Below are 24,251 nucleotides of genomic sequence, written 5' to 3'. Positions count from 1 at the left end.
CCGTTCGCGTAGGCGCATTTGGGTGCCGCGGCGAGACTGCGCACAGGCGACGTCTGCCATGGAATGCCCTTGGGGTCCGAACTCGTCTTGTGTCGAAGAAGCGCGTGCTCACCAGTTGGTGATGGCGCCGTCCAAGGTGCGGGCGACCGGTAGATATGCCTGATCGTAGGGTTGCTCGCGGGCCGCATCCTCGTCGATCTCGACTCCGAGCCCGGGAGCATCGCTTGCCGTCAGATAACCGTCGACCAGCCGATAGCCGGGGGAGAAGACCGTCCCGACCTGCTCCGGGTAGCCCATGTATTCCTGCATGCCGAAAGCAGGGGAGGCCATGCCCAGCTGTACAGACGCGGCCATGGTCAGCGGGGAGACATCGGAGGGGCCATGGGGGGCGCCTTTGACCTGGTAGAGATCGGCGAGATCGAAGATCTTGCGGACGTGCGAGATGCCGCCGGCATGCATCACGCAGGTGCGAACATAGTCGATCCGCTGGTTGATGATCAGATCTTTACAATCCCAGATCGTGTTGTGCACCTCGCCGACGGCCAGCGGCGTCGTGGTGTGCTCCCGGATCAGATCGAAAGCTTCCTGGTTTTCGGTCGGGGTGAGATCCTCCAGCCAGAACAGGTGCAATGGCTCCAGCTCTTTGCCGAGCCGGGCGGCCTGAATGGGTGTCAGCCGGTGGTGCGCGTCGTGCAGCAGCTCGACTTCGTCGCCGATGTGGGCCCGAACCTCGGCCAGCGCCTTGGGCGCATGCCGTAGGTAGGCGGACGAATCCCACTCTTCTTCGAGCGGACGCAGATCCCGCTTGGCGGGCTCGTAGCGCTTGATACCGCGGGTGACGCCATAGACGGTCGAGAGCCCCGGTACACCGGACTGTGCGCGTACGGCACGGAGCCCGCGCCCGAGCACCTCGTCCACCGATTCGAGAAGTTCGGAGGTTTCCCATCCGGTCGCGTGGGTGTAGGCGAGCACTCGGTCACGTACCTTGCCGCCCAGCAACTGATAGACGGGCTGGTTCAGCGACTTTCCCTTGATGTCCCACAGTGCGAGGTCGATGGCCCCGATCGCTGCCATGTTGATGGGGCCGCGCCGCCAGTAGACGCCCCGGTACAGGTACTGCCAGGTGTCCTCAATGCGGTCGGCGTCGCGTCCAACGAGGATGGGCGCCAAATGGTCGCGCAGGTAGGACGCCACGGCGAGCTCGCGTCCGTTCACCGTTGCATCACCCCAGCCGACAACCCCGTCCTCGGTGGTGATCTTGAGCAGCACGTAGTTGCGTGCCGGACTCGTGACGATGACATCGACCTTGCTTATCAGGTTGGTCATTGCTGCCTTTCTGGGAGTGGAACCTTTGGTATTTGATCAGGACTGTACGTAAACGACGCGGTCGATCGGCTTTCCTTCGATCTGGTTGCGAATGTTCTGCGCAATGTCGTGGACACGACCGGTAAATGTCGCACTGGTCACACCGGAAATATGAGGAGTCATCAACACGTTCGGCAGCGTCCAGAAGGGCTTGTCGGCAGGCATCGCATGGCCGGACGAATCGGGATACCTGTACCAGACGTCGATCGCAGCGCCGCCGATAGCGCCATCACGCAGTGCTTCGTAGAAGGCAGTCTCGTCCACCAATGGACCACGCCCGACATTTACTACTATTGCGTCCCTACCGAGCCTGACCAATTCTGAAGCGCCGATAATGCCACGGGTGGAGTCGTTCAGCGGCATACAGATGACGAAGACATCGCTTTCGTCCAGCAGCTGATTGAGGTCGGATTCCGTGCCGAGCCACTCGAGACCGTCCGGCACTCCCGACGAGGCCGTGTGCTTTATCGCGCGGCCCGTCGCACCAAAGGAACGAAAAGCCTGCCAGACAGCTTTGCCGATATGGCCGTATCCGAGGATGCCGACGTTGGTGCCCGACAGAGCCGGGGGCTGCGATATCGACGAGTCGTAGACCGAAGACGCCCAATCACCAGAAGCCAACGCGCGAGATTGCCGGAGAATACCTCGTCGCATCATGATTGCTGCGGCTATCACATACTCGGCGATTGAGGATTCATGGTTAAAGGTGTTTGCAACCGTGCATCCTGAAGGAAGCTGCGTCAGTTCGATGCCGTCGAAACCTGCGCCGCCCACAAGGACCAGCTGAAGCCTCTTGGCATGAGGGGCCATCTCGGCGGTGAACTTGGCCCCGATATAGCAAGTCGCGTACTCCAGCGACGTCAGAGCTTTGGTGCTTGTGGCATTGGTAACCCAATGACACGTAGCTTGATCGCCGATAAGCGATTCCAGCTCGTCTTTATGCTCTACAAGATTCGGATCGCACACCAGGACGTTTATGGGAGAGGCGATGCTGACCATAGTTCTCCTTGTATCTTTGAATGGATACGTCGGACTCCCAGGGTCCGTCGTCGCACGTGGTCTTAAGCTACACCTTAGTCACATCTTTAGCAATAAATACTATCTATATAGTCAACTGATACGGATGGGGATGGCATGCCGTCGGGCAATGTGTTTCACACGGTTCTTCAGCAAGTGGCAATGGAGATCGTGGACGGTCGGCTGGAGGCTGGCGCTCGATTGACATTGTCCGATGTTGAGGAGAAGTTCGGTATTTCTCGGACGTTGGCTCGCGATGTGGTGAAGGCCCTTGAGTCGGTTGGCCTATTGGTCGCAAAACGTCGGGCCGGCATTCAGGTACTTCCCAAGAGCCAGTGGAGCGTGCTGGATGCGCAAGTGATCGAGTGGCGCTTGGAGAGTGATGAAAAACTCGCCCAAATCACTTCACTGACGGAGCTGCGTCGTGGCATCGAGCCAATGGCGGCGGGATTGGCGTCTCAGAGGCGTAGCGATGAACAAGCAGACCAGCTCGTCGCGCTCGCGGACGACCTCAAGGCCCTTGGCGAGCGGGGCCTCGGGCGCTCAGACAAGTATTTGCAGACCGACATCGAGTTTCACAGTTTGCTCTTGGAGGCGTCGGGAAACGAGATGTTGATCGCAATGCGGGGCATGATTGTCGAGGTGCTGCGGGGAAGATCAATCCACGGCCTGATGCCGGTCACGCCTGAACCTGGGGCCCTACTGGACCATTCGCGGATTGCGAAGGCAATCGCCGAGCGCGACGATGTAGTTGCCGAGACTGTGTCACGCCGTCAGATGGACGGTCTGCAGACGGAGCTGTCGTCGTCCGGATAGGACACGATTATCGGGTTCGAGCCGGCTAGCGCTGTCAGCTGAATCGAACCCAATAGTCATGCGGTCTTGCCTGAGTCAGGCAGCGGCGGCCTCGTTGGCGTTTTCGACCATCGCGTATAGCTCCTGGCGCAGATCGTTGGCTGCCACCGATTCGTCGATCAACGGCTTCACGTTCTCTTTGAAGGCGTCAACGTCCACGTCATCGTTGAATTCTACGGCGCTGCCCTCAGCATCGGCAATCGAGGTTGTAACGAACTCGGCGAATAGGTCATTGGCGGTCTGTTGAGCTTGTGGCACCAGGTTGAGCAGAGCTTGGCGGTCTTCGTCACTCATCGCGTCGAGTGCGCTCGTGCTGACGATCAGGTAATCGGGAATCAGCAAGTGGCGGGTATAGGAGTAGTACTTCGCCACCTCGGCATGTTTGAGCGAAGCAAAGACGGTTTCGTTGTTCTCGGAACCATCGAGGACTCCTGTCTGCAGTGCGGAGTAGATCTCTCCAGTATCGAGTGGCGACGCAACCGCTCCCATCAGCTCGATCATTTTCACCTGAGATTCGGACTGCTGGACCCTGATCTTTAGACCATTGAGGTCGGCTGGTTCTCGGATCGGACGGACGCTGTTGTAGATATTTCGAACTCCGGCGTGAACTCCGGTTAAGACTGTCATGTTCTTGCTGTCCTCGAGAGAGGTGTATAACTCCTGCAGCTTGTCAGGTTGGGCCAACACTGCCTCTTGAGCCTCGACGGAATCGAATACGTACGGCAAGTTGAAGACGATGAAATCCTGGTTGAAATTCTCCAAAGTACCGCTGCTTGCCCAAATCATCTCGATAGTGCCGTCAGAGACATTTGTAATGGCTTGAGTCTGACTGCCGAGTTGCTCATTCGCGTAAGGCTTTATCGTGTACCGGCCATCGGTTGCATCGTCCAGCAGCTCGCCGAGCTGCTCGGCGGCCTTGAATTGCGGATGATCCTCTGTCTGATTGAACGCAAGCTTCCAGATGGTTGTTGCGCCGCCTCCGTTGGATGCATCACCGGATCCACCGCAAGCGGTAATACCCAAACAGATGAGACCGATGGTCGCAGCTAATCCCGCTTTGGACAACTTCATGTGGGGGAACCTCCTTGTTTTGCAGATGACTCGCGTCGGGCATCATCAGTGAGCCCGCGACGATTAGTAGTACGTTACATCATAAGTACTATGTAAGATAGCTCAGCGGTCGTCAATGCTGATTCGATCTGTCCTCAGGGGCAAGAAAGCTCGTCCAGCAGTCGTCCCTCACTTCTGGAGCGACAGCCGTGCGTCCGCCAGCAGCAGGTACAGATGAAGAGGGTCTGTTGGAGAAGGCCGGAAGTCGAACCTCTCGTAGAACGCTGCAATGTGTTCATTCAATGCGTGAACCAGCAGTACCCGCACACCTATCCATTCGGCTGCGGCAAGCGTAGAGAGAATGGCATCACGCAAGAGGGCCGCTCCGAGACCACTGCCGTGTGCCTCGCGATCGACGGCGAGTCGGCCCAGCAATACTGCCGGTACAGGACTTGGAGCGTTGCGACGCACTCGGCGAGGCAGGTCGGCATGACCGATTGCGATTGCAGACAAGGTGTAATAGCCGAGGACCGTGGTGTCGTGAGTGTCACAGCAGACGTAGCACCGCGCGAGGTCGGTCACGTGATTGGCCAAAGCTCGATTCGTGAGATACGCGTCGAGGGCTGGCTCGCCGCAGTGAAAATCGGAAAGATCGTCGCTCGTTTTGATCGGACGTGGTGGTAGCGACGGCATTTACTGCTCATCCCACGGCGGCGTGCGGCTCAGCAACGCAGCAAGTTCAGGAAGTCGTTGCGCCGGTCGATCGAGAATCGCCGTGAACTCCTCCCAAGCAGCATCGTCGAGCAAGAAGACGCGCCGATCGGCGAGCGTGTCCTCGGCTTTGTTGATGGCGGCCGATAGTACAAACTCGGTCAGTGAAAGGCCGGAAGCCGCTGCTGCATTGCGGATCAGGGCGTCCTGCTCGTCAGTGAGACGGACGGCAAGTCGCGCGGTCTTGTGGCCGGTTGTCTCCGTCGAAGTGGTCATACATCGAGTGTATGCCTGATGTTGCAACAAATAGGAACTGCTTGTGCTGCGAGCTTCTCGGAGAAGCAGCCAATACGGCCGGGTCGGTGCCTTTGGCAATGGTGTTGGTCGGGGCCGCGTCTGGTGAGACATTTCATGTGCTGCCCGCACGGCTGGAATGTCGGAGGAACGGCTGGGGTAGGTGGCCGGTGGTGTGTGAGCAAGGGGAAGCGTGAGGACCCCGGACCGAACCCGTGCGTTGTCCGGAGCCCTCACACGTTGCTATGTGGGCTAGCGGTTGTAGGCAGGCATTGATCCTTTGAGGGGATCGGTTTGTTCGGTGACTGCTGTCATGAGGTCTTCGGGGAGCGGTCCCTTCGCGATTGAAGCGATATTGGATGTGACATGTTCTACCTTGTCGCCGCCGAGTAGCAGGGCGCCGACGCCGGGCTGTGAGATCATCCAGCGCATTCCGAGCTCAGGTAGGGGCATACCCGCCTCGTCTGCAAGCTTCGCGATGCTGGTGATGGCGCCGAGAACCTCTGGCGTCCAGTAACGCTTCTTGTACATGTCTGCGAGAACGGAGCCCGAGAACCGGCTGGGCGCGGCATCTTCGGCCGGAGGTGCCACGAGCAGGCCACCGGCCAACGGGTTGTAGCACATCGTGACGATGTCGTGTACCTGAGCGAATTCAAACCACTCGTCCTCGAGACGACGCGCGACCAGGTTGTATACGTTCTGGCCGATGATCGGGCGGGGTACTCCGAGTTTAACGGTGAGCTGTTCGATATCGGCGACTTGCCAGGCGGCAAAGTTGGAGACGCCAAGGGATTTGAACTTGCCCTCTTTGTAGAGATCGGCGAGTGCGGCGATTGTGTCGGCGGTAGGCGTTTGCCTGTCTGGTTGATGCAGGTAAAAGATGTCCAGGTAGTCAACTCCTAATCGCCTGAGCGATCCTTCCATGCACGCCCGGACGGACGACGGCGCGAGCGGCGGGTTGCCTTGATCATCTGGGTGCGGCATTCCTGCCTTGCTGGCCAGCACGATCTCGTCCCGGTGCTTTGCCACCAGCGGTGCGATGATGCCCTCAGTGGTGCCCTTGGCGTATCCATTTGCACAGTCGACGCCGGTGATGCCGGCTTCCAGAGCGGCTTCGAAAATGGCCTCGGCGGTGCCGGCATCGGCTGTGTCACCGAATGACATCGTGCCGAGCACGAGCCGCGATAGCGGGACGGCCACATCGTCAATGACAATTGGTTGAGACTCCATTGTTCCTCCTTGTTGTCCATCATGGCAGATGTTGCGCGTTATGCGCAAGAAGTAGCGCAGAACGCGCAGTTTGTGCGATAATGGAGGCATGCCAGAAAGAGCTGGCCTTGTGATCATCGCGGATGACCTCTCGGGCGCATGTGAGACGGCGGCAGTATTCGGTAGCCTGCCGGTGCTGCTGCCTGGCTTTGATGGGGTGGTCCCGGCCGACTATGTGACGAATCTTGGAACAAGGGAGCTGCCTGCGGGCGTGCACCGCACCCAGCTCCAAAAAGCGCTGGCGGCATGCGTTGCGGGCGGAACCTTATTTGTGAAGATCGATTCGTTGCTTCGAGGGCATCTCAAGATGACCCTCACTGAAATCGTGGAGCTTGGCCGGCCGGTGCTGTTTTCGCCCGCGCTGCCGGAGTTGGACAGGCATGTCCGCGAGGGAACGCTTTTCGTCGGCGGCATGCGGCTTGATCAGACCGGTCTGTGGGAGCGGGAACCGCGACCGGCTCCGGCCTGTCTCGCCGACCTGTTGACAGATCTGCCGCACGTCATCACCACAGTGGACAGGTTGGACGAGGTTCTTCGGCCCGGCATTGTGGCCATCGTCGATCTGGAGTCGGCAGAGCAGGCCGCGGTTGCTGCACGCATCGCGGCGCAACATGATGCAGTGTTGGCGGGAGCGTCCGCGCTGGCCAGTGGTTTGGCAACGACGATTCCGCCGTTCGAACCCGCTCTTGATGACCTTGGCCCTGCACGAAAGATTGTCGTTGCTGTCGGCAGCGCTTCGGCGGCGGCCGTTCGCCAGCTCGAGGTATTGACAGAAGCGCTCGGTGCATCCGCGGTTCTCATCACGGAGGAGGGGCCGGCCGACGGCTTGGATCCCTCAACTGGCCTGGCCGTGCTTGCGTTCTCGCACGGCGGAGAATTGTTTCCGGACGCTGGTTCGCTGCTGCTTACCCGCATGAGTGAAGCCGTCGAAAAGCTGGCCGCTCATCAGGATGTGGATATCGTGGTGATTGGCGGGGAGACGGCTGGTGCGGTGTTGCCACGGCTTGGAATTTCGCGGCTTGATGTACTCCGTGAGGTGCATCCGGGAGCTGTCGTCTCTGTAGCCGGGCGCCGACTGGTGGCTACCCGTCCTGGCTCATTCGGCGACGACACGTCCCTTTTACAGATCGTGCAGGCGATAAGAGAAATCAGAAACCCAACCCGAGAGGAACCCTCCGATGAATGAGTCAGCTAGCCTTCCCGTCGTTGCCATCACGATGGGTGATGGTGCTGGTGTCGGTCCCGAGATCACGGCCGTTGCAGCGGCCAATGACGAGATCCGCAGCCTGTGTACGCCCATCGTGATAGGCGATGCCAAACGCTTGGAGACCGCCTGTCGCGTCATGAACGTACCTGCGCCGGTCACGCGTGTGGAAAGCGTTGAGCAGGCCAAGCAACTCGTGGGAGCGATCCCGGTCATCGACCTGGGCTTGTTACCCGAGGATTTGGCCTGGGGTCAGCTCAGTGCAGTCGCAGGTGACGCCGCCTTCCAGTACATCAAGGTGGCTGCCGACCTTGCCGTGGCCGGAAAAGTCGATGCCATCTGCACTGCTCCCCTCAACAAAGAAGCGCTGCACATGGGTGGGCACAACTACCCGGGCCATACAGAGATGCTTGCCGACCTGACCGGCACGCCCGAAGTATCCATGATGCTCACCGCGCCGAACCTGCGGGTGATCCATGTGACGACTCACATCGGGTTGATTGATGCAGTGGCGAAGATCGAACCCGCGCTGGTCAGCCGTGTTATCCGCCGCGGCAATGAGGCGCTTGTGCGCGCAGGTATCGAACGTCCCCACATCGGTGTCTGCGCGATCAATCCACACGCCGGTGAGGGCGGATTGTTCGGCTACGGTGAAGAAGAATCAAAGATCGCGCCGGCCATCGAGTCTGCCCGGGCAGACGGCCTGGATGTCGACGGGCCCCTTCCCGCTGACACTGCCTTCTATTTGGCAGGCCGCGGGGATTACGACCTGATCGTTGCCATGTATCACGACCAAGGTCACGGCCCCGTGAAGGTACTCGGTATCGAGGACGGCGTGAACATCACTGTGGGTCTGCCCGTCATCCGGACATCGGTCGATCATGGAACAGCGTTCGATATCGCAGGAAAGGGCATCGTGCGTCCTGAAAGCATGTTGGAGGCAATGCGCCAGGCCGTAGCCCTGGCCAGCCGTGAATGAGGCTCATTTACTCGTTAGAGTGGGCGCAGTTGATCGGAAGGTGCGCCCATGAAAGCGTCTCAACGCCGGGAGGAAATACTCAAGGTCGCGGGGTCCAATGAGGGGCCCGCGAGCGTCGAGAATCTGGCTTCACGCTTCGGCGTGACAGCTTCGACGATCCGGCGAGACCTGGCCAGACTGAGCGCAGAGGGAAGTCTCGCACGAACCTTCGGTGGCGCGATGGTAGTGCGCGAACGCGAACAGCCTCTACGCGAGCGATCCCGAGAGCACCACGCGGCGAAGTCGGCAATCGGACGATGGGCAGCCTCCACGGTGCGTGACGGAGACGCCGTGCTATTGGATGCCGGAACAACGACGGCAGAAGTCGCGCGCGCCCTCACCATACGAACCAGACTGAGTGTGGCCACCACAGGATTGACACCACTGGCGGCGATTTCGGGAGTCGAAGGGATCGACGTGGTCTGCCTCGGCGGACGGCTTCGGGAAATCAGCCAGGGGTTCGTGGGCCCCCTCACGGAGGCCGCGCTCGAATCAATGACCTTTGATTCAGTGTTCTTCGGGGCAGACGGTGTAACCGCAGAGCGTGGGGTTTGCGAGGCAACGCTCGAGCAGACACGGCTCAAAGAACTGATGTGGCGATCCAGTCGGGAGACCTATGTCGTGGCCCATGCAGCGAAGATCGGACACGCGCCCTTCCACGCCTGGATGAGGATGCCCAAGGACTGGACACTGATCACAGACGATCAGGTCAGTGACAGCCAACTCGCGCCATTCCACGAGCGCAACATCGCCGTCGTCGTAGTCAACGAAGACGGCATGCAAGTGCGCTGATCGCGAGGCTTGCCATCTGATGGTCGAGTGTGGGTACATGTTGGCCCGCATGAGCCTGAAATTGGCAGAGCCAGCTCCGACGTGTGGGCACGAGGTTGGTGAACATCTTGGCGGAGACCTGCGCAAAGAATGCGTGAATCACGCAATCAGGAAATTGTCTAGGGGCGCTCTTGCGCGAACCGCGCAAGTGGGGGCATACTGAATGCACGACGCGCGCAATTTGGATTGCTGTGACTGCCGAACGCCGATGCTGGCGGGTCTGTAGGTGTGTGGTCCATCTGTAGCGGTCCGAACTCGGGAGTCGATGAAGTTAACGTTCGGCTCTTTTGCCAAGTAGATCTCACAGATACAAGGAATCGATGATGAGTTCCTCGAACCCCTCAACCAACCGTCAGGGAGCGCCGGAGGCGCTTCGACGATCCGGTAAGAGTCATGTCCGTTGGGTGGTCTTGGTGGTCCTGTCTTTGGGGATTGCCTTCAACTATATTGACAGGACTGCTCTGAGTGTGGCTATGCCAGCGATTGCAGAACACTTCAACCTGAGTGATGAGACTCAGGGGGTTTTGCTCTCGTCGTTCTACTGGAGTTATGTCCTCTTCATGATCCCCGCAGGCTGGCTCGTCGACAAATATGGCGCGAAAGTCGTCTTTGGGCTGGGCAGTCTGGTCTGGGGAGGAGCCACCATAGCTCTCGGCCTGGTCAATAGTGTTGGAGCCCTATTCGGTCTTCGGTGGGCAATGGGTGCGAGTGAAGCGCCTTCGTACCCCGCCGCATCAAGCGCGGTCAGGGACTGGTTCCCCAAGGGTGAACGCAGTTTCGCTTCGGGCACGTATAACAACGGATCGAAGGTTGGCGCCACACTGGCTGTTCCGTTGGTCGCGATCATTATTGCCCACTTCGGGTGGCGGGGTGCATTTGTAATCTGTGGTGCGCTTGCCGCTGGCTTCGGAGTTTTCTGGTTGTGGTATTACCGCCATCCAGAGGAGCACGTGAAGTTGTCGCAGTCCGAGTATGAGCACATTCAGGAAGAGCAAGAGGAGAACACAACAACTGAGAAGGTCAAACTGACATCACTGCTTGGAAATCGAACTGTTCAAGCGATGTGCGTCGGCTTCTTCGCGGTGAACTTTGTTTCTTACTTTTTCTTCACCTGGTTCCCGACGTATCTCATTAACACCTTCCATATGACGATACTCAAGTTCGGATTCGTCGGCATGCTGCCGGGTATCGCGGCTATCGTGGGAGGATTCATTGGTGGTGCTTGGTCCGATCGTTTGTATCGATCCGGTAAATCCGTCACATTTGCGCGGAAGGTTCCCCTCGTTGTTGGCCTCTTGGGCAGTTCGGTCATCGCACTTGCTGTCTTCACCACCAACGTGTGGGTGGCTCTTACGCTTCTCTGCCTTGCGAATGCCTGTGCAACAGGAGCAGGATCCGTCTTGTGGGCGCTTCCTACGGATGTCGCACCCACCCGTTCAACTGTGGGAACAATTGGCGGAATACAAAATGGTTTCGCCAATATAGCAGGGATTATTTCACCGATCGTCATTGGAATTATTATCGGGCGAACAAACTCCTTCGTGGCACCGCTTCTCGTTGCCGGTGCCGTGGCGATAATTGGGGCTCTTGCATACGCAGTTTGGCTTCCGAAGGTTGAGCCAATCAAGATCAAAACGTCACTATCTGCTAGCTCGCCAATTGCTGAGTGAATGTAATTAGACGTGAAAGGAAATGTAAATGCCTAACGATTCAGACCTCACCATGTCAGAACTCCTCAAGGATGCCCCAAAGAACTGGGGCCGCTGGGGAGAGGATGATGAATTCGGTGCTTTGAACTTCCTCGACGCGTCCGAGGCGCTTAGAGGCGTCGCGTCCGCGCACTCGGGCAAGGTTTTCACTCTCCAGACGCCCGTCGGCACAGACAAGGGAGATCCTGTCACTTTGAGCCGGCACGGCGCCATCAGACGCCAGACGGTCGACGTCAACTCATTCCGAACCGGAGATCGTGACATAAATCCTGGGGGCTCAAAGTGGGCAGATGACTACTTCGAAATGTTCTGCCAAGGAACCTCTCAGTATGACGGGCTAGGCCATGTTTGGTACGACGAGCAGATCTACAATGGCTATTCGGCCGAAACTACGGCAGGCGGATTGTCGAAAGCCAGCGTAGCGCCCGTCGGCCGACATGGAATCGTTGGCCGTGGCGTACTTCTGGACATGGCCCGTTATCGAGACAAGGAGTACTTGGACCGCTTCGAGACTTTTGGCCTCGACGACCTTCTTGAATGCGCCAAAGAGCAAGGCGTTCAGATAGAAAAGCACGACATTATCTTGATAAGGACGGGCTGGATTCCCAGCTACTTCCATCGCGATCCCGAAGAATATTTTCATCCATTCTCAGAACCGGGACTAGTGTACAGTAAGGAATTGGTCGAGTGGTTCCATGATATGGAGATTCCCAATTTGGTTACTGATACTATGGGGAATGAAATAACTTTCGATCCAAATAACGGGTTCAAATTGTTGCTTCATGCTGCTCTTATGCGAAATTTGGGAGTGACGATGTGTGAGCTCGTAATGATGGACGAGCTTGGTGATGACTGTGCAAAGGATGGGCAGTATACGTTCTTGTATGCGGCGGCCCCGATCGTTATCGAAAAGGCATCCGGCTCACCAGTGAATCCGATTGTTGTGAAGTGATCTGGAGAAGGCGAGGTAAGCGTATCGTGAGCCGCATACAGGTGACTGTCCCCGCGCTGTCGGTTTACTCATTACTGAGCGCACTCGGAATTGAGATTGGTTAAGTCATGGCAGAAGTTCTCGTATTATCGGCCAGTTTCGGTCAATGGTCGACTAGGCCTGGTGAGTTACTCAAAGAGGCAGGAATAGATGTCCGTTATCCGGTGGCGAAATCCTCGCTAACGTCGGAGCAGTTGCAGGCCGAGATTGGCGACGCAGACGCGATGATCGTTGCGTTGGATGATGTTGACGCCGCCGCTATCTCGGCGGGGCGGAACCTTAAGGTGATTGCCAAGCATGGCGTGGGTGTCGACAACATAGATGTGGACGCCGCGGCGCGCGCAGGGGTGGTAGTCGTAAATGCGCCTGGTGCAAACAGTTCCGCGGTTGCAGATCTGGTGTTCGGATTGATGCTTGCCGTGCAACGTCACATCATTGATGCGCACGAGTCGCTCGTCGAAGGCAGATGGGATAAGTTCCATGGGCCCGAATTGGCCGGAAAATCGCTCGGTATCTGTGGCTTTGGGCGAATCGGAAGGGAAGTGGCGGAACGAGCACGTGGCTTCTCTCTGGATTGCTTGGCGTACGACCCGTACCTTCCGGATCAGGTCTTCGATGAGAATGGTGTGAAGCGGGTAACGGCGATCGAAGATTTGGTTGAGCAATCGGACATCGTCACTTTGCATCTGCCAGGAGGGGATGGACGACCGCTCATCGATGAAGCGATGATCGATCGGATGAGACCCGGAGCGGTCCTTCTGAATGCTGCACGCGGAGATCTTGTGGACGAAGCGGCCGTCTCACAAGCGCTGATTTCGGGCAGACTGGGCGGATACGGCGCGGACGCATTCGCTCATGAGCCTCCGGTTGATAGCCCGCTCCTGACTTCGCCGAATGTTGTATTGACGCCGCACATCGGTGCCTTCACAGATCGAGCGAACGAACTCATGGGTGTGGCTGTCGTCCAAGACATTGTTGCTGTGCTGGAGGGGCGGCCGCCGCTGCATCCAGTTATTTCCGATAACACCGAGCCAAGGAACAAGTGATGGAGACTAGTGAGATCCGCGGAATCATCCCCGCGATGGTGACCGCGTTCAATAATGACGAGTCTATAAACGAGCAGGAGATTCGGGTACATACTCGCCGCATGCTCGATGCCGGAGCCCATGGCTTGTTCCCGGGTGGAACCAACGGTGAGTTCTACGCGCTGACCGCTGACGAACGGCTGCAAGTTCTGGAGATCGTACTCGACGAGGCCGACGGAAAAATACCTGTGTATGCAGGGACAGGAGCAGTCACGACACGTGAAGCGATCGAATTGTCGATCAAGGCCGAAGCAGCCGGTGCAAGTGCGCTCTCGGTCATCACTCCCTACTTCGCGGCGGCATCGCAATCAGAATTGGTGACCCATTTCACCCGTGTGGCAGAGGCTGTCTCGATTCCCGTGATCTTGTATAACATTCCCGCCCGAACGGGGAACAGCATCGCACCAGCAACCCTGGGTGAACTCTCGAAGGTTCCGAACATTGTCGGAGTGAAGGATTCTTCCGGGAATTTTGACAACCTGCTGCAATACCTCGCGCAAGTTCCCTCTGACAAGGACTTCGCTGTTCTTTGCGGAAACGACTCTTTGATTCTGTGGGCGTTGATGGCAGGGGCAAGCGGTGCAATCACCGGGGTTGCGAACGTCTATCCGGAGACAATGGTCGGAATTTATGAGGCATGGGAATCGGGCGATCAAGGAAAGGCACGTGCACTGCAAGATTCGATACGTGCATTCCGCTCGGTATTCAGGCACGGGAATCCGAATACCGTGGTCAAACTGGCGACGAACCTTCTTGGTCGTCCTGTCGGGCCATGTCGAGCACCATTTTCAACGTTGCCGAGCGCCGGCGAGGCAGAGTTGCGCGACGTGTTGAAAGCAGACACAGCTCGCGGCATGCGCTGAACCGGGCAGTGAACAGTTGGGCCGGCACCTTCGAAAGGGTGCCGGCCCAAGCCGTTGTGTTTCAAATGATCAGATCTGGTAATACAGGTCGAACTCGTAGGGGTGCGGACGCTGACGCAGGGCGTCCAACTCGTCGCGCTTCAGGCCGATCCAGGTGTCGATCAGGTCGGGAGTGAAGACATCTCCGGCGAGCAGGAAGTCCTGGTCAGCCTCAAGCGCCTCAAGGGTCTCTTCGAGAGAGCCGGGAACCTGCTGCACCTGGGAGTGCTCTTCCGGAGGCAGCTCGTAAAGGTCTTTGTCGACCGGGGCCGGCGGCTCGATGCGATTCTGGATGCCGTCAATGCCTGCCAGCAGCAAGGCTGCGAACGCCAGGTACGGATTGGCAGACGGATCGGGGCAGCGGAACTCGATGCGCTTGGCCTTCGGATTCGATCCGGTGATCGGAATGCGGATACAGGCCGACCGGTTACGGGCCGAGTAGACCAGGTTGACCGGTGCCTCGAAGCCGGGCACCAGCCGGTGGAAGCTGTTGACCGTCGGGTTGGTGAACGACAGCAGCGCCGGGGCGTGCTTCAGCAGACCGCCGATGTACCAACGGGCGACGTCGGCCAACTGCGCATAGCCGTTCTCGTCGTAGAACAATGGCTTGCCGTCATTCCAGATCGACTGGTGGCAGTGCATGCCCGAGCCGTTATCGCCGAAAACCGGCTTCGGCATGAAGGTCGCGGACTTGCCGTTTTGGTAAGCCGTGTTCTTGACCAGGTACTTGAACTTCATGACGTTGTCTGCGCTGGTCAGCAACTCATCGAAACGCCAGTTGATCTCGGCCTGACCGGCGGCACCGACCTCGTGGTGGGCGCGCTCGATGATCAGGCCGGAGTTCTCACAGTACTGGACGATCTCGTCGCGCAGGTCGCCGTAGTGATCGGCGGGAGCCACGGGGAAGTAGCCGCCCTTGGTCTTCACCTTGTATCCGAGGTTGCCGCGCTCTTCTTCGCGGGCACTGTTCCAGCCGGCAGACTCTGCGTCCACCGAATAGAACGAGCTGTGACCGTTGGTCTCGTAACGTACATCATCGAAGACGTAGAACTCGGCCTCGGGGGCGAAGTATGCGGTATCGCCGATGCCGGTCGTCGCCAGGTAGGCCTGAGCCTTCTTCGCGATGTTGCGCGGGTCGCGGCTGTAAGGCTCCTTGGTCAACGGGTCATGGACGAAGAAGTTGACGATGAGGGTCTTCTTCTTGCGGAAGGGATCCACGTATGCGGAGGTGGGATCGGGCATCAGCGCCATGTCGGATTCGTTGATGGTCTGGAAGCCGGTCACCGAGGAGCCATCGAAGGCCAGCCCCTCCTCGAAGACTTCGGGCCCGAACGAACCTACCGGCACAGTGAAGTGCTGCATCACTCCTGGCAGGTCGCAGAAGCGAACGTCGACATTTTCGACGTTCTCGTCCTTGATGTACGCCAAGAGATCATCGGCGCCTTGGAACATAAGGTCTCCTTCAGTTGAACGACCGGCGTGTCCGGCCCGCTGAACCTTTGAACGCGTTCACGCTACCCAGTCAATCTAGCGGAGGTGTTGCGCCGATGTTTCGGGAATGTAACGTCTGGCTACAGATCGAAGCTGAAGCTGAGCTGCACTTTGTCGCCGCGGAACAGCACCCTGGAGTATTCGTACGGGCGCCCGGACGCGTCGAGAATGGTGTCTTCCAGCGAGAGCACCGGATCGCCTCTGCTCAACTTGAGACGTTTCGCGACCTCCGCGCTCGCTGAAACCGACTCGAGTCGTTCGTCCACATGGTTCATCGACAATCCGTAGTGATCAGCGAGAACCACGCACAACTGGTTCGAGGCGAGGTCATGCTCGTTGAGTGTTGGCGCCAATTCGAGGGGGACGAAGGAGTAGTGCAGAGAAATCGGCACGCCATCAGCGCTGCGGACCCGCTCGACGGCGAAGACCTGTTCGGCGTCGTCAAGGTGCAGATGTTCTCGCACCGACGGACTGGGAACCGTCGGAGCATTGGTGATCAGGCGTGTCGTGGTGTGGAATCCGAGGCTTTCCAACTGTTCGCGGACGCCCCGGTAGGCGGGGGATTGGGTCTCGATCTTCTTCTCGGCAACGAACGTGCCCTTGCCTGCGACCCGGACGAGCAACCCGTCTTCGACAAGCCTGGTGAGCACTCCACGAACCGTCATTCGTGAGACGCCGAGGGTGCGGTTCAGTTCGTTTTCGGACGGGATACGAGCCCCCGGTGACCACTGGCCGCTCGAGATCTGCTGGCGGAAGATGGATTCGAGCTGCGCATAGAGCGGGGTAGCGGAGTCGCGGGAGAGCTCTGCGGCTGATGGCTCAATGCTGGTCGTCACTATCGGTCTCCATGCGTGCTGGCTCCAGGATCGCTGCGAGCATGCAGACCAGATCGCATCTTTATGTCTCGTCTGCGTGGGCTTTCAACGGCATACACGATACCCGGCATAATCGTGACGCCGCGTGAGTCCGATCGGGAGCGAGCGGCCCGTCGACACGCTGGATAATCACGATCCATACTTGTATAGTCAGGTATAGGAGCTTCGGTCAGCGGGATCGGAATCTCCTCATAAAGACGCGACGAAGAACCAACGCATTGCGAGACGCGCAAAGGGCGACCCGGAGCGTCCTAAGCCGAGTACAACCTTGGGAATTTCAGGAAGGGGACGTGACAATGAAGTCAACATCGACTCTCGCCATGGTGAAGGCAGCCCAGAGGGACGGCTACGCGGTTCCTGCCTTCAATGTGGTGGACAACTTAAGCCTCACCGCGATCGTCGCGGCGGCCAATCAGGCGAAGTCTCCGGTGATCCTGCAGGCATCGGTCAAAACCGTGAAATCGGTCGGCGTGGGCCTGCTGACCGCGATGTATCAAGCAGCGATAGCCGACTCTGCGGTGCCGGTCGCGCTGCACTTGGATCACTGCCCTGATCGGCGAGTCATCGACGATGTCGTCGAGGCCGGATGGTCATCGGTGCTCTTCGACGCTTCGGATCGCGACTTGACGAAGGCCATTCAGGAATCCCGCGAGGTGGCCGAATCGGCACACGCTCGTGGCCTCGACGTCGAATCGGAGATCGAGAACATCGTCGGCGCCGAAGACGGAGTCGGGTCAGACGTCATCGCGCACGCGTATGATCCGGCGACAGTGGTGAAAGCGGCAGGCACAAGCGGAATCGACCTGATCGCCCCGCAATTGGGCACGGCGCACGGCGTCTATCACGGGCGTCCGAAACTGCTTCCGGAGCGGGTGCGCGAATTCCGTGCTCTCACGGATAAACCGATCGTCCTGCATGGTGGATCAGGTCTCACCGAACAAGAATTCAAGTCGTTCATCGAGGCGGGGGTGTCGAAGATAAACATCTCTACCGAGCTCAAGATGACTTACATGAAATCGGCATTGACATCGCTGCAAGACGCCGAACGGGATCAGAAGTGGGATCCTCCGACGTTCTTCGCCGATGTGGACGAGAATATCGGCGCGATGGCAGCGCATTTCTTCGAGATCTTCGGATCTGCCGGGAGGGCATGATGTCCGAAGGGCTGTTGATCTTCGATTGCGATGGGGTGCTCGCCGACACCGAGCGAGATGGTCACCTGGTCGCGTTCAACCAGATGTTCGACGAACTCGGCATTCCGCTGCACTGGTCGGACGACGAGTATGCGAAGCTCGTGCATATCGGCGGCGGCAAAGAACGCCTGGCCAGTGTCGTAACCCCGGACGTCCGAGAGCGACTGCGGCTCCCCGCGGACGACGAAGAATTGCGGCAGGTGCTGGCGCGGTGGCACCAGGTCAAGACACGGCGTTACAAGGAATTGGTGGCGAGCGGCGCACTGCCCGGTCGTCCAGGAGTCAAACGGTTGATCGCAGAAGCCCTGCGGGCCGGATGGAAGGTCGCCGTCGCGTCCACGTCGGCCCATGAGTCAGTGGTTGCGGTGCTGCAGCAAGTTGTGGGCGCCGACTTGGCCGAGCAGGTGCACGTCTATGCCGGAGATATCGTCCCGCATAAGAAGCCCGCGTCCGACATCTATCGCTATGCGCTGGATACCCTGGAGTTCGAGCCGCAAGATGCTGTGGTGATTGAGGACAGCGGCATCGGCTGCCAGGCGGCGACAGCAGCCGACATCGCCACGATCGTCACCGTCTCCTCGTACACGAAAGACGATGACTTCACTGGCGCGAGTCTCGTGCTATCCGATCTGGGTGAGCCCGGACGCCCGGTGACGGTGCTAGCGAATTCGGCAAGGGTGCCTGTCCCTGAGTTCGTGAATGTCGCTACCTTGGACGCGGTCCGGGAACAACGCAGCTAGGCGTCACCGAGGCTGGTGCCCACTGCGCGGGCCGCCTTTACCCAGGGGTGATCCGAAGGGACGTATTTCACCTTGCCGGCGACCTCTTTGAGAGGGATTGTTCCGGTCTCGGTACCTTTCGCGGTCACCATGATGCCGAACTGTCCTGCGTCCACGAGCTCGGCACCCTTGGTGCCGAGCCGGGTGGCCAACAGACGATCTTGAGCACATGGGGTGCCACCTCGCTGCACATATCCGAGGATGGTGACCCGGGACTCCAGACCGGTGGCATCTTCCAACTGGGTTGCCAGCTTAAGGGTGTTATCACGCATCGAACGTTCCAGGTCGCGTTTGGCCTTCTTCGCTGCGGCCTTCGTCTCGGGACTGGAGGCTTCATTGACGAGTGCCTGGGCTCCGGACATCGCCATCGAGTCGGTTTGATTGCGCGCGCCCTCTGCGACGGCTATCACCGAGAAGTTGAGTCCCTCCTTGCGTCGCTGTTCGACGGCCTTGACTATCACATCGACGTGATAGGGCACTTCAGGGAGCAGGATGATGTCGGCACCGCCGGCGATGCCTGAGCCGAGTGCCAGCCAGCCGGCACGATGACCCATGATCTCGGCCAGGATGATGCGGTGGTGAGAGTGCGCTGTCGAATGCAGCCGGTCAATCGCGTCGGTGGCGATCTCCAACGCCGTGGAGAAACCGAACGAGTCGTCGGTGCCGACGATGTCATTGTCGATGGTCTTCGGCAGATGAAGAACGTTGAGGCCCGCCTTGGAAAGCTTGTATGCATTGCGTGCAGTGCCCCCGCCGCCAAGCGTCACGAGCGCATCGAGTCCGAGCTTTTCGTAGTTCTGGACGATGGTCGGCACCATGTCGCGAGTCTCGCCGTCGACGATCATGCGGTCAACCTTGTCGCGGCTCGTGCCGAGGATCGTGCCGCCCACGGTGAGGATGCCTGACAGTGCTCGACCATCCAGCGGCACGTGGCGATTCTCCGCCAGCCCACGAACGCCGTCGTTGAAGCCGATCAGTTCCATGCCATGCTGACGGATGGCGGCCTTGCCGAAGCCGCGGATCGCCGCGTTGAGGCCAGGGCAGTCTCCACCGGCGGTGAGGATTCCGATCTTCTTCTGCTTCGTGGGCATGCTTCCTCCTGTGTCGCTTGCGCCATCTTGTCACGTTTGACGCAGGCTTCGTAGGGTATCCGGGTCATCCATCTGGCCGGGTCAACAGATCACAGAAGTGACTGCGGCAGCCGGACATGGAAACATCTCGCCGCCTTCCGTGAACCGGTGGACTCATGTGTCCTGCGTCAGCGCGGCCGGACAACGCACATCACTCGTGAATCGGCAGCTTGACCGGCAGGCCAGATTTGGTGCTGCGGTAGATCGCCTGGATCAGCTCGACCGTGCGGCGGCCGGCCAGCCCGTCGACGGCAGGTTCGCGTCCGGTGGCGACGGCGTCCAAGAAGTCCGCGATCTGCAAGGAGTGGTAGTAGGTATTGGTGTCGACGGTGAAGAACGATTCCTCGTCGTGTTTGCGGTACTCGGCCTGCTTCTCCTCTTCGCCGGCGACGGACCACAGGTCGTTGTACGGTGCTTCGGTGATCTCGGTCATACCCGCGATGAACATGGCGCCGCCGTCGGTTTGGACGCCGACCGACGCTCCGTTGCTACCGTGGACGTGCACCTTGCCATAGAGCGCCGGGTCTTGGCTGTTGGAGACCAGGATCGTGCCGAGACCACCGTTCTTGAACTTGACCGTCGCGACGGCGGTGTCGTCCACCTCGATGTAGGGGTGGTTGAAGTTCTTCCAGACGCCGTAGACCTCCTCGGCCTCGCCCATGTACCACAGCAGCAGGTCGAGCTGGTGGGGTGCCTGGTTCACCAGCACTCCGCCGCCCTCGCCGTCCCAGGTGCCACGCCAGGCGTCCGACTCGTAATAGGCCTGGTCGCGCCAGCCCAGCATGGTGACCTGACCGAGGATCGGTGTGCCGATCTTGCCGTCATCGATGGCCTTGCGGATGCGCCGGCTGGGCTCATAGTAGCGGCGCTGGACGATGGTGCCGACCTTTCGTCCGTTTTGCTCGGCCGCATCGAGAATCGCTTCGCAATCGGCGAGCGAGGACGCCAACGGCTTCTCGATCAGCACGTGCGCGCCATTTTCAAGGGCGGGAATCGCGACCGCGGCATGCGCGGGATGCGGCGTGCAGACGCATACCACATCGACGTTCTGCTCGCGCACCATCTGGGCGACATCGGTATAGGCCTTCACTCCGTACTGATCGGCGAATGGCTGAACGTGGGTGGGATTGCGTCCGGCAACTGCGACGAAGTCGGAGTGCTCCAGGTCTTGCAGCACTTTCGCGTGATAGTGCCCTACTTTTCCGCCTCCGATGACAGCGGTCCTCAACGTCGCCATATGCATCCCTCACTAGGGTCTTCTTCTGCCCTTCACCGGTGATCGTCACGGGAAGACCAGCAGGAACTTCCTATATGACCCTAGCAGTATGGGCACGCTCATGAACCGGCCCTTGAGGCATATCACGAGGCGCGAAGTAACTCCAGACGACCTGAAGGCGTCATGCAGCGAACCTTTCGGAGGGTCCGTAGCGTGGACCGGTGACGATTGCGTCCCGTAAGCCGGTCTGACGAGTAGACCAGTTGATTGGCTGCGCCTTCAGTGAGGCCGGTCGTTGCTATCGTGGATGCACTTCTCCTGGGAAGACGACGAACGAGCCGATCTGAAGGAGACGATGACGATGCCCATCACGACGGTGCTGGCCGTGCTCGGGCTGGCGGTTCTCGACATGCTCAGTCCGGCCTTGATCGCGGTCACGTTGTATCTGTTGCTCGCGCGTCCACGCCGAATGGGCTTGCTTCTGATCGTCTACCTCGTGACAGTGGCGGTTAGCTATTTCCTTCTCGGGGTGGTGCTGATGCTCGGGCTGGGGGCGCTGGTCCCGGCCATCGATCCGACCGTGGGTGCCTGGATTCAAGGGACGATCGGCGTCGGGCTGTTCATCGCGAGTTGGTTCATTCCCACCAAACCGCGTGAGGGACGCAGCCCTGAGCATCCACGATCTTTCACCGTGAGATCCATGGTGATCTTGGGGCTGGACACCTGGCTTTTCGAGTTCTACACGGCCGTGCCGTACTTCGGTGCCATCGCGATCATGACGTCGGCCGGACTGCCTGCGGCATCGTGGCTGATACTGCTCGGGGCGTATGTGATCGTGATGGTGCTGCCGGGGATCGTGCTTTTCATTGCTTGGGCACTGTTGCGTTCGCGCATGACCGAGCGTTTCGAACGCTGGCAACGCAAGATCGAGACGAGCACAGGTTCGGCGCTGAGCTGGATCATCGGCATCGCGGGCGTGCTGATCTTCTTGGACGCGCTGCCCAGCGATCTGGCAGTGGTGTTCGGCTGATCCCGCCATCGGCGGAACGCGGAGTATCAGGCTTGTCCGGTGAACGTCAGGTAGATCAGCCCAAGATTGAGCGCAACGATCGCGGCGACGAGAATCACCGTGGTGATGTGCAGGAGAGCTTGTCGCCGAAGCCGCCGATGAGGAACCGGACCCAGGTCTCAGCCTTGCCCGGTGAACGTCAGATACAGCAGGGCAAGATTGAGCGCGATGATCGCAATGACCACGATCGCGGTGGTGACGCGTAACGGGACCTTGTTGACGAAGCCGCCCATCAGTGACTTGTTGCCGGTGAGCTTGGCCAGCGGAATCAGCGCGAATGGGATACCGATCGACAAAAACACCTGGCTCAATACCAGGGCCCAGGTGGGATTGATGCCTGCGGCCAGAATGACAAGCGCCGGAATGATTGTGATGGCTCTGCGGGCCAGTACCGGAATGCGTATGTGAAGCAGCCCGGCCATGATCGACGCGCCCGCATAACAACCCGCAGATGTGGACGCAAGCCCGGATGCCAGCAACCCGATGCCGAAGATGACCCCGACCACCGGACCCAGAGCAGCCTGAATGGCGGCATGGGCACCTTCGATGGTCTCCGTGCCGGGTACGCCGGGCAGCGAGGCCGCGGCCAGCAGCAACATGGCGATATTCACGCCACCGGCCACGAACAGCGCGAGCAGAACGTCGACGCGGGTCGCCCGCAACAGATCGCGCACGCGTCCGGAATCTTTGGAGACCCCGTGACGATCCTTGACCAGCGACGAATGCAGATAGATGGCGTGCGGCATCACGGTGGCGCCCAGCATGCTGGCGGCCAGCAAGACCGTTTGGGACCCCTGGAACCTCGGCACCAAACCGGCGGCAGCCTCACCCCAATCGACGTGGCTGAAGAACAGACCACCGACGAACCCGATGGTGATGATGACCAGCAGACCCATCATGACGAATTCGAAGGGACGCTGACCGTTACGCGATTGCACGGCGAGCAACCCCATGGAGACCACACCGATCATGATTCCGCCTGGCAGCAACGGAATCCCGAACAGAATCCATAGCGCGATCGCTCCGCCGATCACCTCGGCGAGGTCGGTCGCTGCGGCGACGAGCTCGGCCTGCGCCCAGTACAGCAAGCGCCCCACGCGGGGCAGCCGGTCGCCCAAAAGTTGCGGCAGGCTGCGTCCGGTTGCCAGCCCCAGCTTGGCGGACAGATATTGCACGATGACGGCCATGATGTTGGCCGCAACCAGGACCCACACCAGCAGATAGCCGTATTGGGCGCCCGCAGACAGATTCGCAGCGACATTTCCCGGATCGACGTAGGCGATGGCGGCGACGAAGGCGGGCCCGAGAAGTGAGGCGAGGTGTCGCTTGGGGTGCACCGCAGGCCCGCCCGGCGTCACCTGGGTTGTGGTCATGGATGCGCCTCCCGTCATGCCTTCATCCTTTGATCAGGCTAATACCAAAAGTTCGGCACGCCAAACTTTGTTGTTTCGGTATTTCAATCGCTCAGACTCAGGTGTGCTGTGACGCAAAAGCTGGAGCAGTACGTACTATCGAGGCATGTCGGTTTCTGCTCTGTCTGCCAGCACCCAGAACTATCTCAAGGTGATCTGGGGCCTGCAGGAGTGGACCGACGGCCCGGTGACAACGACCGATATTGCCGAAAAGATGCAGCTCAAAGTGTCCACAGTCTCCGATGGGGTACGCAAACTGGCCGATCAGGGCCTGGTGAAGCACGCTCGGTATGGCGATGTCGAATTGACCCCCGAAGGGCGTGCCCACGCACTTGCCATGGTTCGCAGGCACCGGCTGATCGAGACCTTCCTCGTTCAGGTACTGCACTACCGCTGGGATCAGGTGCACGACGAGGCAGAGCAAATGGAGCATGCGGTATCCGACATGATGATCGAGCGTCTCGACGAACTGCTCGAGCATCCGGTTCGCGACCCGCACGGTGATCCGATTCCGGCGCCCGATGGTGCGGTTCATCAGCTGGATGCTTTCCCGATGGGGGAGGCTCCGCATCGCGCGCCCGCCAAGATTGAACGCATCTCGGATGACGATCCCGAGTTTCTCAAGTACCTCGCAGATCACCGGATCGGCGTGGGTACCGAATTGGAGATTCAAGAAGGCGCGCCGTTCTCCGGTGGCATCGAAATTCGGTCGAAAGGAAGCTCCGGACCGGTTGTTCTGGGCCGTGAGGCGAGCAACGCGATCTGGGTGTCGCTGCTTCGCTGAT

23 protein-coding genes are annotated in these 24,251 nt (G+C 59.4%); 12 read left to right on the top strand and 11 right to left on the bottom strand.

The annotated features are described in order from the left end of the window. Window positions 1-108: 108 nt before the first annotated feature. Both manD and QQ658_RS09405 read right to left on the bottom strand, forming a co-directional pair. Entirely contained in the window at window positions 109-1,326 is a 1,218-nt protein-coding gene (gene manD, locus QQ658_RS09410) for a D-mannonate dehydratase ManD (RefSeq protein WP_286024605.1), read from the bottom strand. 36 nt (window positions 1,327-1,362) lie between these two features. Then, on the bottom strand, window positions 1,363-2,364 hold the full coding sequence (locus QQ658_RS09405) for a 2-hydroxyacid dehydrogenase (protein WP_286024604.1): 1,002 nt from the start codon (window positions 2,362-2,364) through the stop codon (window positions 1,363-1,365). A gap of 135 nt (window positions 2,365-2,499) precedes the next feature. On the opposite strand from QQ658_RS09405, the gene QQ658_RS09400 reads away from it, so the two are divergent. Next, complete coding sequence (locus QQ658_RS09400) at window positions 2,500-3,198, top strand: FadR/GntR family transcriptional regulator (RefSeq protein ID WP_286024603.1); 699 nt, start codon at window positions 2,500-2,502, stop codon at window positions 3,196-3,198. A gap of 75 nt (window positions 3,199-3,273) precedes the next feature. Here QQ658_RS09400 and QQ658_RS09395 read toward each other — a convergent pair whose 3' ends face one another. From QQ658_RS09395 to QQ658_RS09380, 4 genes are all read right to left on the bottom strand, one after another. Next, complete coding sequence (locus tag QQ658_RS09395) at window positions 3,274-4,308, bottom strand: TRAP transporter substrate-binding protein (protein WP_286024602.1); 1,035 nt, start codon at window positions 4,306-4,308, stop codon at window positions 3,274-3,276. Between the two features lie 168 nt (window positions 4,309-4,476). Next, window positions 4,477-4,980: a GNAT family N-acetyltransferase gene (locus QQ658_RS09390; protein ID WP_286024601.1), complete on the bottom strand. Its 504-nt coding sequence runs from the start codon at window positions 4,978-4,980 to the stop codon at window positions 4,477-4,479. Beyond that, window positions 4,981-5,274, bottom strand: a complete 294-nt coding sequence (locus QQ658_RS09385; RefSeq protein WP_286024600.1) for a type II toxin-antitoxin system TacA family antitoxin — start codon at window positions 5,272-5,274, stop codon at window positions 4,981-4,983. 270 nt (window positions 5,275-5,544) lie between these two features. Beyond that, entirely contained in the window at window positions 5,545-6,522 is a 978-nt protein-coding gene (locus QQ658_RS09380) for an aldo/keto reductase (protein WP_286024599.1), read from the bottom strand. A gap of 109 nt (window positions 6,523-6,631) precedes the next feature. On the opposite strand from QQ658_RS09380, the gene QQ658_RS09375 reads away from it, so the two are divergent. The 7 genes from QQ658_RS09375 to dapA all read left to right on the top strand — a co-directional run bounded on the left by QQ658_RS09375 (window position 6,632) and on the right by dapA (window position 14,262). Then, window positions 6,632-7,747 (top strand): four-carbon acid sugar kinase family protein, encoded by a 1,116-nt coding sequence (locus QQ658_RS09375; protein WP_286024598.1) that lies wholly within the window; start codon window positions 6,632-6,634, stop codon window positions 7,745-7,747. Beyond that, window positions 7,740-8,744 carry a 4-hydroxythreonine-4-phosphate dehydrogenase PdxA gene (gene pdxA, locus QQ658_RS09370; protein ID WP_286024597.1) on the top strand — a complete coding sequence of 335 codons (1,005 nt, stop codon included), beginning with the start codon at window positions 7,740-7,742 and terminating at the stop codon, window positions 8,742-8,744. The genes QQ658_RS09375 and pdxA overlap by 8 nt, the downstream gene beginning before the upstream one ends. A 48-nt stretch (window positions 8,745-8,792) precedes the next feature. After that, on the top strand, window positions 8,793-9,575 hold the full coding sequence (locus QQ658_RS09365) for a DeoR/GlpR family DNA-binding transcription regulator (protein WP_353057917.1): 783 nt from the start codon (window positions 8,793-8,795) through the stop codon (window positions 9,573-9,575). Between the two features lie 362 nt (window positions 9,576-9,937). Next, window positions 9,938-11,284, top strand: coding sequence for an MFS transporter (locus tag QQ658_RS09360; RefSeq protein ID WP_286024596.1), 1,347 nt, complete (start codon window positions 9,938-9,940; stop codon window positions 11,282-11,284). A 28-nt stretch (window positions 11,285-11,312) separates the two neighbouring features. Next, window positions 11,313-12,275: a cyclase family protein gene (locus QQ658_RS09355; RefSeq protein WP_286024595.1), complete on the top strand. Its 963-nt coding sequence runs from the start codon at window positions 11,313-11,315 to the stop codon at window positions 12,273-12,275. A gap of 107 nt (window positions 12,276-12,382) precedes the next feature. Beyond that, window positions 12,383-13,360, top strand: a complete 978-nt coding sequence (locus QQ658_RS09350; protein WP_286024594.1) for a phosphoglycerate dehydrogenase — start codon at window positions 12,383-12,385, stop codon at window positions 13,358-13,360. Continuing rightward, window positions 13,360-14,262, top strand: a complete 903-nt coding sequence (gene dapA / locus QQ658_RS09345; protein WP_286024593.1) for a 4-hydroxy-tetrahydrodipicolinate synthase — start codon at window positions 13,360-13,362, stop codon at window positions 14,260-14,262. Before QQ658_RS09350 ends, dapA begins: the two co-directional genes overlap by 1 nt. A gap of 69 nt (window positions 14,263-14,331) precedes the next feature. Here the strand turns inward: dapA and glnA are convergent, their stop codons facing one another. Together glnA and QQ658_RS09335 are read right to left on the bottom strand one after the other, a co-directional pair. After that, window positions 14,332-15,753, bottom strand: a complete 1,422-nt coding sequence (gene glnA / locus QQ658_RS09340) for a type I glutamate--ammonia ligase (RefSeq protein WP_286024592.1) — start codon at window positions 15,751-15,753, stop codon at window positions 14,332-14,334. A gap of 119 nt (window positions 15,754-15,872) precedes the next feature. Further along, on the bottom strand, window positions 15,873-16,628 hold the full coding sequence (locus QQ658_RS09335) for a GntR family transcriptional regulator (protein WP_286024591.1): 756 nt from the start codon (window positions 16,626-16,628) through the stop codon (window positions 15,873-15,875). Window positions 16,629-16,963: 335 nt separating this feature from the next. Between QQ658_RS09335 and QQ658_RS09330 the strand changes: the two genes are divergently transcribed. Then, a complete protein-coding gene (locus QQ658_RS09330) occupies window positions 16,964-17,821 on the top strand; it encodes a class II fructose-bisphosphate aldolase (protein WP_286024590.1) in 858 nt (285 codons plus the stop codon). Beyond that, window positions 17,821-18,600 (top strand): HAD-IA family hydrolase, encoded by a 780-nt coding sequence (locus QQ658_RS09325; protein ID WP_286024589.1) that lies wholly within the window; start codon window positions 17,821-17,823, stop codon window positions 18,598-18,600. Before QQ658_RS09330 ends, QQ658_RS09325 begins: the two co-directional genes overlap by 1 nt. Here QQ658_RS09325 and QQ658_RS09320 read toward each other — a convergent pair. Together QQ658_RS09320 and QQ658_RS09315 are read right to left on the bottom strand one after the other, a co-directional pair. Beyond that, window positions 18,597-19,730 carry a 6-phosphofructokinase gene (locus tag QQ658_RS09320; RefSeq protein WP_286024588.1) on the bottom strand — a complete coding sequence of 378 codons (1,134 nt, stop codon included), beginning with the start codon at window positions 19,728-19,730 and terminating at the stop codon, window positions 18,597-18,599. The two genes, QQ658_RS09325 and QQ658_RS09320, sit on opposite strands and share 4 nt — an antisense overlap. Before the next feature lie 190 nt (window positions 19,731-19,920). Continuing rightward, entirely contained in the window at window positions 19,921-21,006 is a 1,086-nt protein-coding gene (locus tag QQ658_RS09315; RefSeq protein WP_286024587.1) for a Gfo/Idh/MocA family protein, read from the bottom strand. Window positions 21,007-21,340: 334 nt separating this feature from the next. Here QQ658_RS09315 and QQ658_RS09310 point away from each other — a divergent pair, with 334 nt between their 5' ends. Continuing rightward, the gene (locus QQ658_RS09310) at window positions 21,341-22,015 is read left to right on the top strand and encodes a GAP family protein (RefSeq protein ID WP_286024586.1); all 675 of its coding nucleotides are present in this window, start codon (window positions 21,341-21,343) and stop codon (window positions 22,013-22,015) included. 158 nt (window positions 22,016-22,173) lie between these two features. On the opposite strand, the gene QQ658_RS09305 is transcribed toward QQ658_RS09310, so the two are convergent. After that, the gene (locus QQ658_RS09305) at window positions 22,174-23,427 is read right to left on the bottom strand and encodes an Nramp family divalent metal transporter (RefSeq protein WP_286024585.1); all 1,254 of its coding nucleotides are present in this window, start codon (window positions 23,425-23,427) and stop codon (window positions 22,174-22,176) included. Window positions 23,428-23,572: 145 nt separating this feature from the next. Here QQ658_RS09305 and QQ658_RS09300 point away from each other — a divergent pair, with 145 nt between their 5' ends. Beyond that, complete coding sequence (locus QQ658_RS09300) at window positions 23,573-24,250, top strand: metal-dependent transcriptional regulator (RefSeq protein WP_286024584.1); 678 nt, start codon at window positions 23,573-23,575, stop codon at window positions 24,248-24,250. Window position 24,251: the final 1 nt, after the last annotated feature.

The sequence above is a fragment of the Propionimicrobium sp. PCR01-08-3 genome (genome assembly GCF_030286045.1).
Taxonomy (GTDB): Bacteria; Actinomycetota; Actinomycetes; order Propionibacteriales; family Propionibacteriaceae; genus Brooklawnia.
Note: the sequence above shows the minus strand (reverse complement) of the source record. Positions and strands in the feature narration are given on the sequence as shown.

Excerpts from the sequence above, each read along its gene's own strand:
- manD (WP_286024605.1), bottom strand. The coding sequence starts at position 1,326 with ATGACCAACCTGATAAGCAAGGTCGATGTCATCGTCACGAGTCCGGCA.
- QQ658_RS09405 (WP_286024604.1), bottom strand. The coding sequence starts at position 2,364 with ATGGTCAGCATCGCCTCTCCCATAAACGTCCTGGTGTGCGATCCGAAT.
- QQ658_RS09400 (WP_286024603.1), top strand. The coding sequence starts at position 2,500 with ATGCCGTCGGGCAATGTGTTTCACACGGTTCTTCAGCAAGTGGCAATG.
- QQ658_RS09395 (WP_286024602.1), bottom strand. The coding sequence starts at position 4,308 with ATGAAGTTGTCCAAAGCGGGATTAGCTGCGACCATCGGTCTCATCTGT.
- QQ658_RS09390 (WP_286024601.1), bottom strand. The coding sequence starts at position 4,980 with ATGCCGTCGCTACCACCACGTCCGATCAAAACGAGCGACGATCTTTCC.
- QQ658_RS09385 (WP_286024600.1), bottom strand. The coding sequence starts at position 5,274 with ATGACCACTTCGACGGAGACAACCGGCCACAAGACCGCGCGACTTGCC.
- QQ658_RS09380 (WP_286024599.1), bottom strand. The coding sequence starts at position 6,522 with ATGGAGTCTCAACCAATTGTCATTGACGATGTGGCCGTCCCGCTATCG.
- pdxA (WP_286024597.1), top strand. The coding sequence starts at position 7,740 with ATGAATGAGTCAGCTAGCCTTCCCGTCGTTGCCATCACGATGGGTGAT.
- QQ658_RS09365 (WP_353057917.1), top strand. The coding sequence starts at position 8,793 with ATGAAAGCGTCTCAACGCCGGGAGGAAATACTCAAGGTCGCGGGGTCC.
- QQ658_RS09360 (WP_286024596.1), top strand. The coding sequence starts at position 9,938 with ATGAGTTCCTCGAACCCCTCAACCAACCGTCAGGGAGCGCCGGAGGCG.
- QQ658_RS09355 (WP_286024595.1), top strand. The coding sequence starts at position 11,313 with ATGCCTAACGATTCAGACCTCACCATGTCAGAACTCCTCAAGGATGCC.
- QQ658_RS09350 (WP_286024594.1), top strand. The coding sequence starts at position 12,383 with ATGGCAGAAGTTCTCGTATTATCGGCCAGTTTCGGTCAATGGTCGACT.
- dapA (WP_286024593.1), top strand. The coding sequence starts at position 13,360 with ATGGAGACTAGTGAGATCCGCGGAATCATCCCCGCGATGGTGACCGCG.
- glnA (WP_286024592.1), bottom strand. The coding sequence starts at position 15,753 with ATGTTCCAAGGCGCCGATGATCTCTTGGCGTACATCAAGGACGAGAAC.
- QQ658_RS09330 (WP_286024590.1), top strand. The coding sequence starts at position 16,964 with ATGAAGTCAACATCGACTCTCGCCATGGTGAAGGCAGCCCAGAGGGAC.
- QQ658_RS09325 (WP_286024589.1), top strand. The coding sequence starts at position 17,821 with ATGTCCGAAGGGCTGTTGATCTTCGATTGCGATGGGGTGCTCGCCGAC.
- QQ658_RS09320 (WP_286024588.1), bottom strand. The coding sequence starts at position 19,730 with ATGCCCACGAAGCAGAAGAAGATCGGAATCCTCACCGCCGGTGGAGAC.
- QQ658_RS09315 (WP_286024587.1), bottom strand. The coding sequence starts at position 21,006 with ATGGCGACGTTGAGGACCGCTGTCATCGGAGGCGGAAAAGTAGGGCAC.
- QQ658_RS09310 (WP_286024586.1), top strand. The coding sequence starts at position 21,341 with ATGACGATGCCCATCACGACGGTGCTGGCCGTGCTCGGGCTGGCGGTT.
- QQ658_RS09305 (WP_286024585.1), bottom strand. The coding sequence starts at position 23,427 with ATGACCACAACCCAGGTGACGCCGGGCGGGCCTGCGGTGCACCCCAAG.
- QQ658_RS09300 (WP_286024584.1), top strand. The coding sequence starts at position 23,573 with ATGTCGGTTTCTGCTCTGTCTGCCAGCACCCAGAACTATCTCAAGGTG.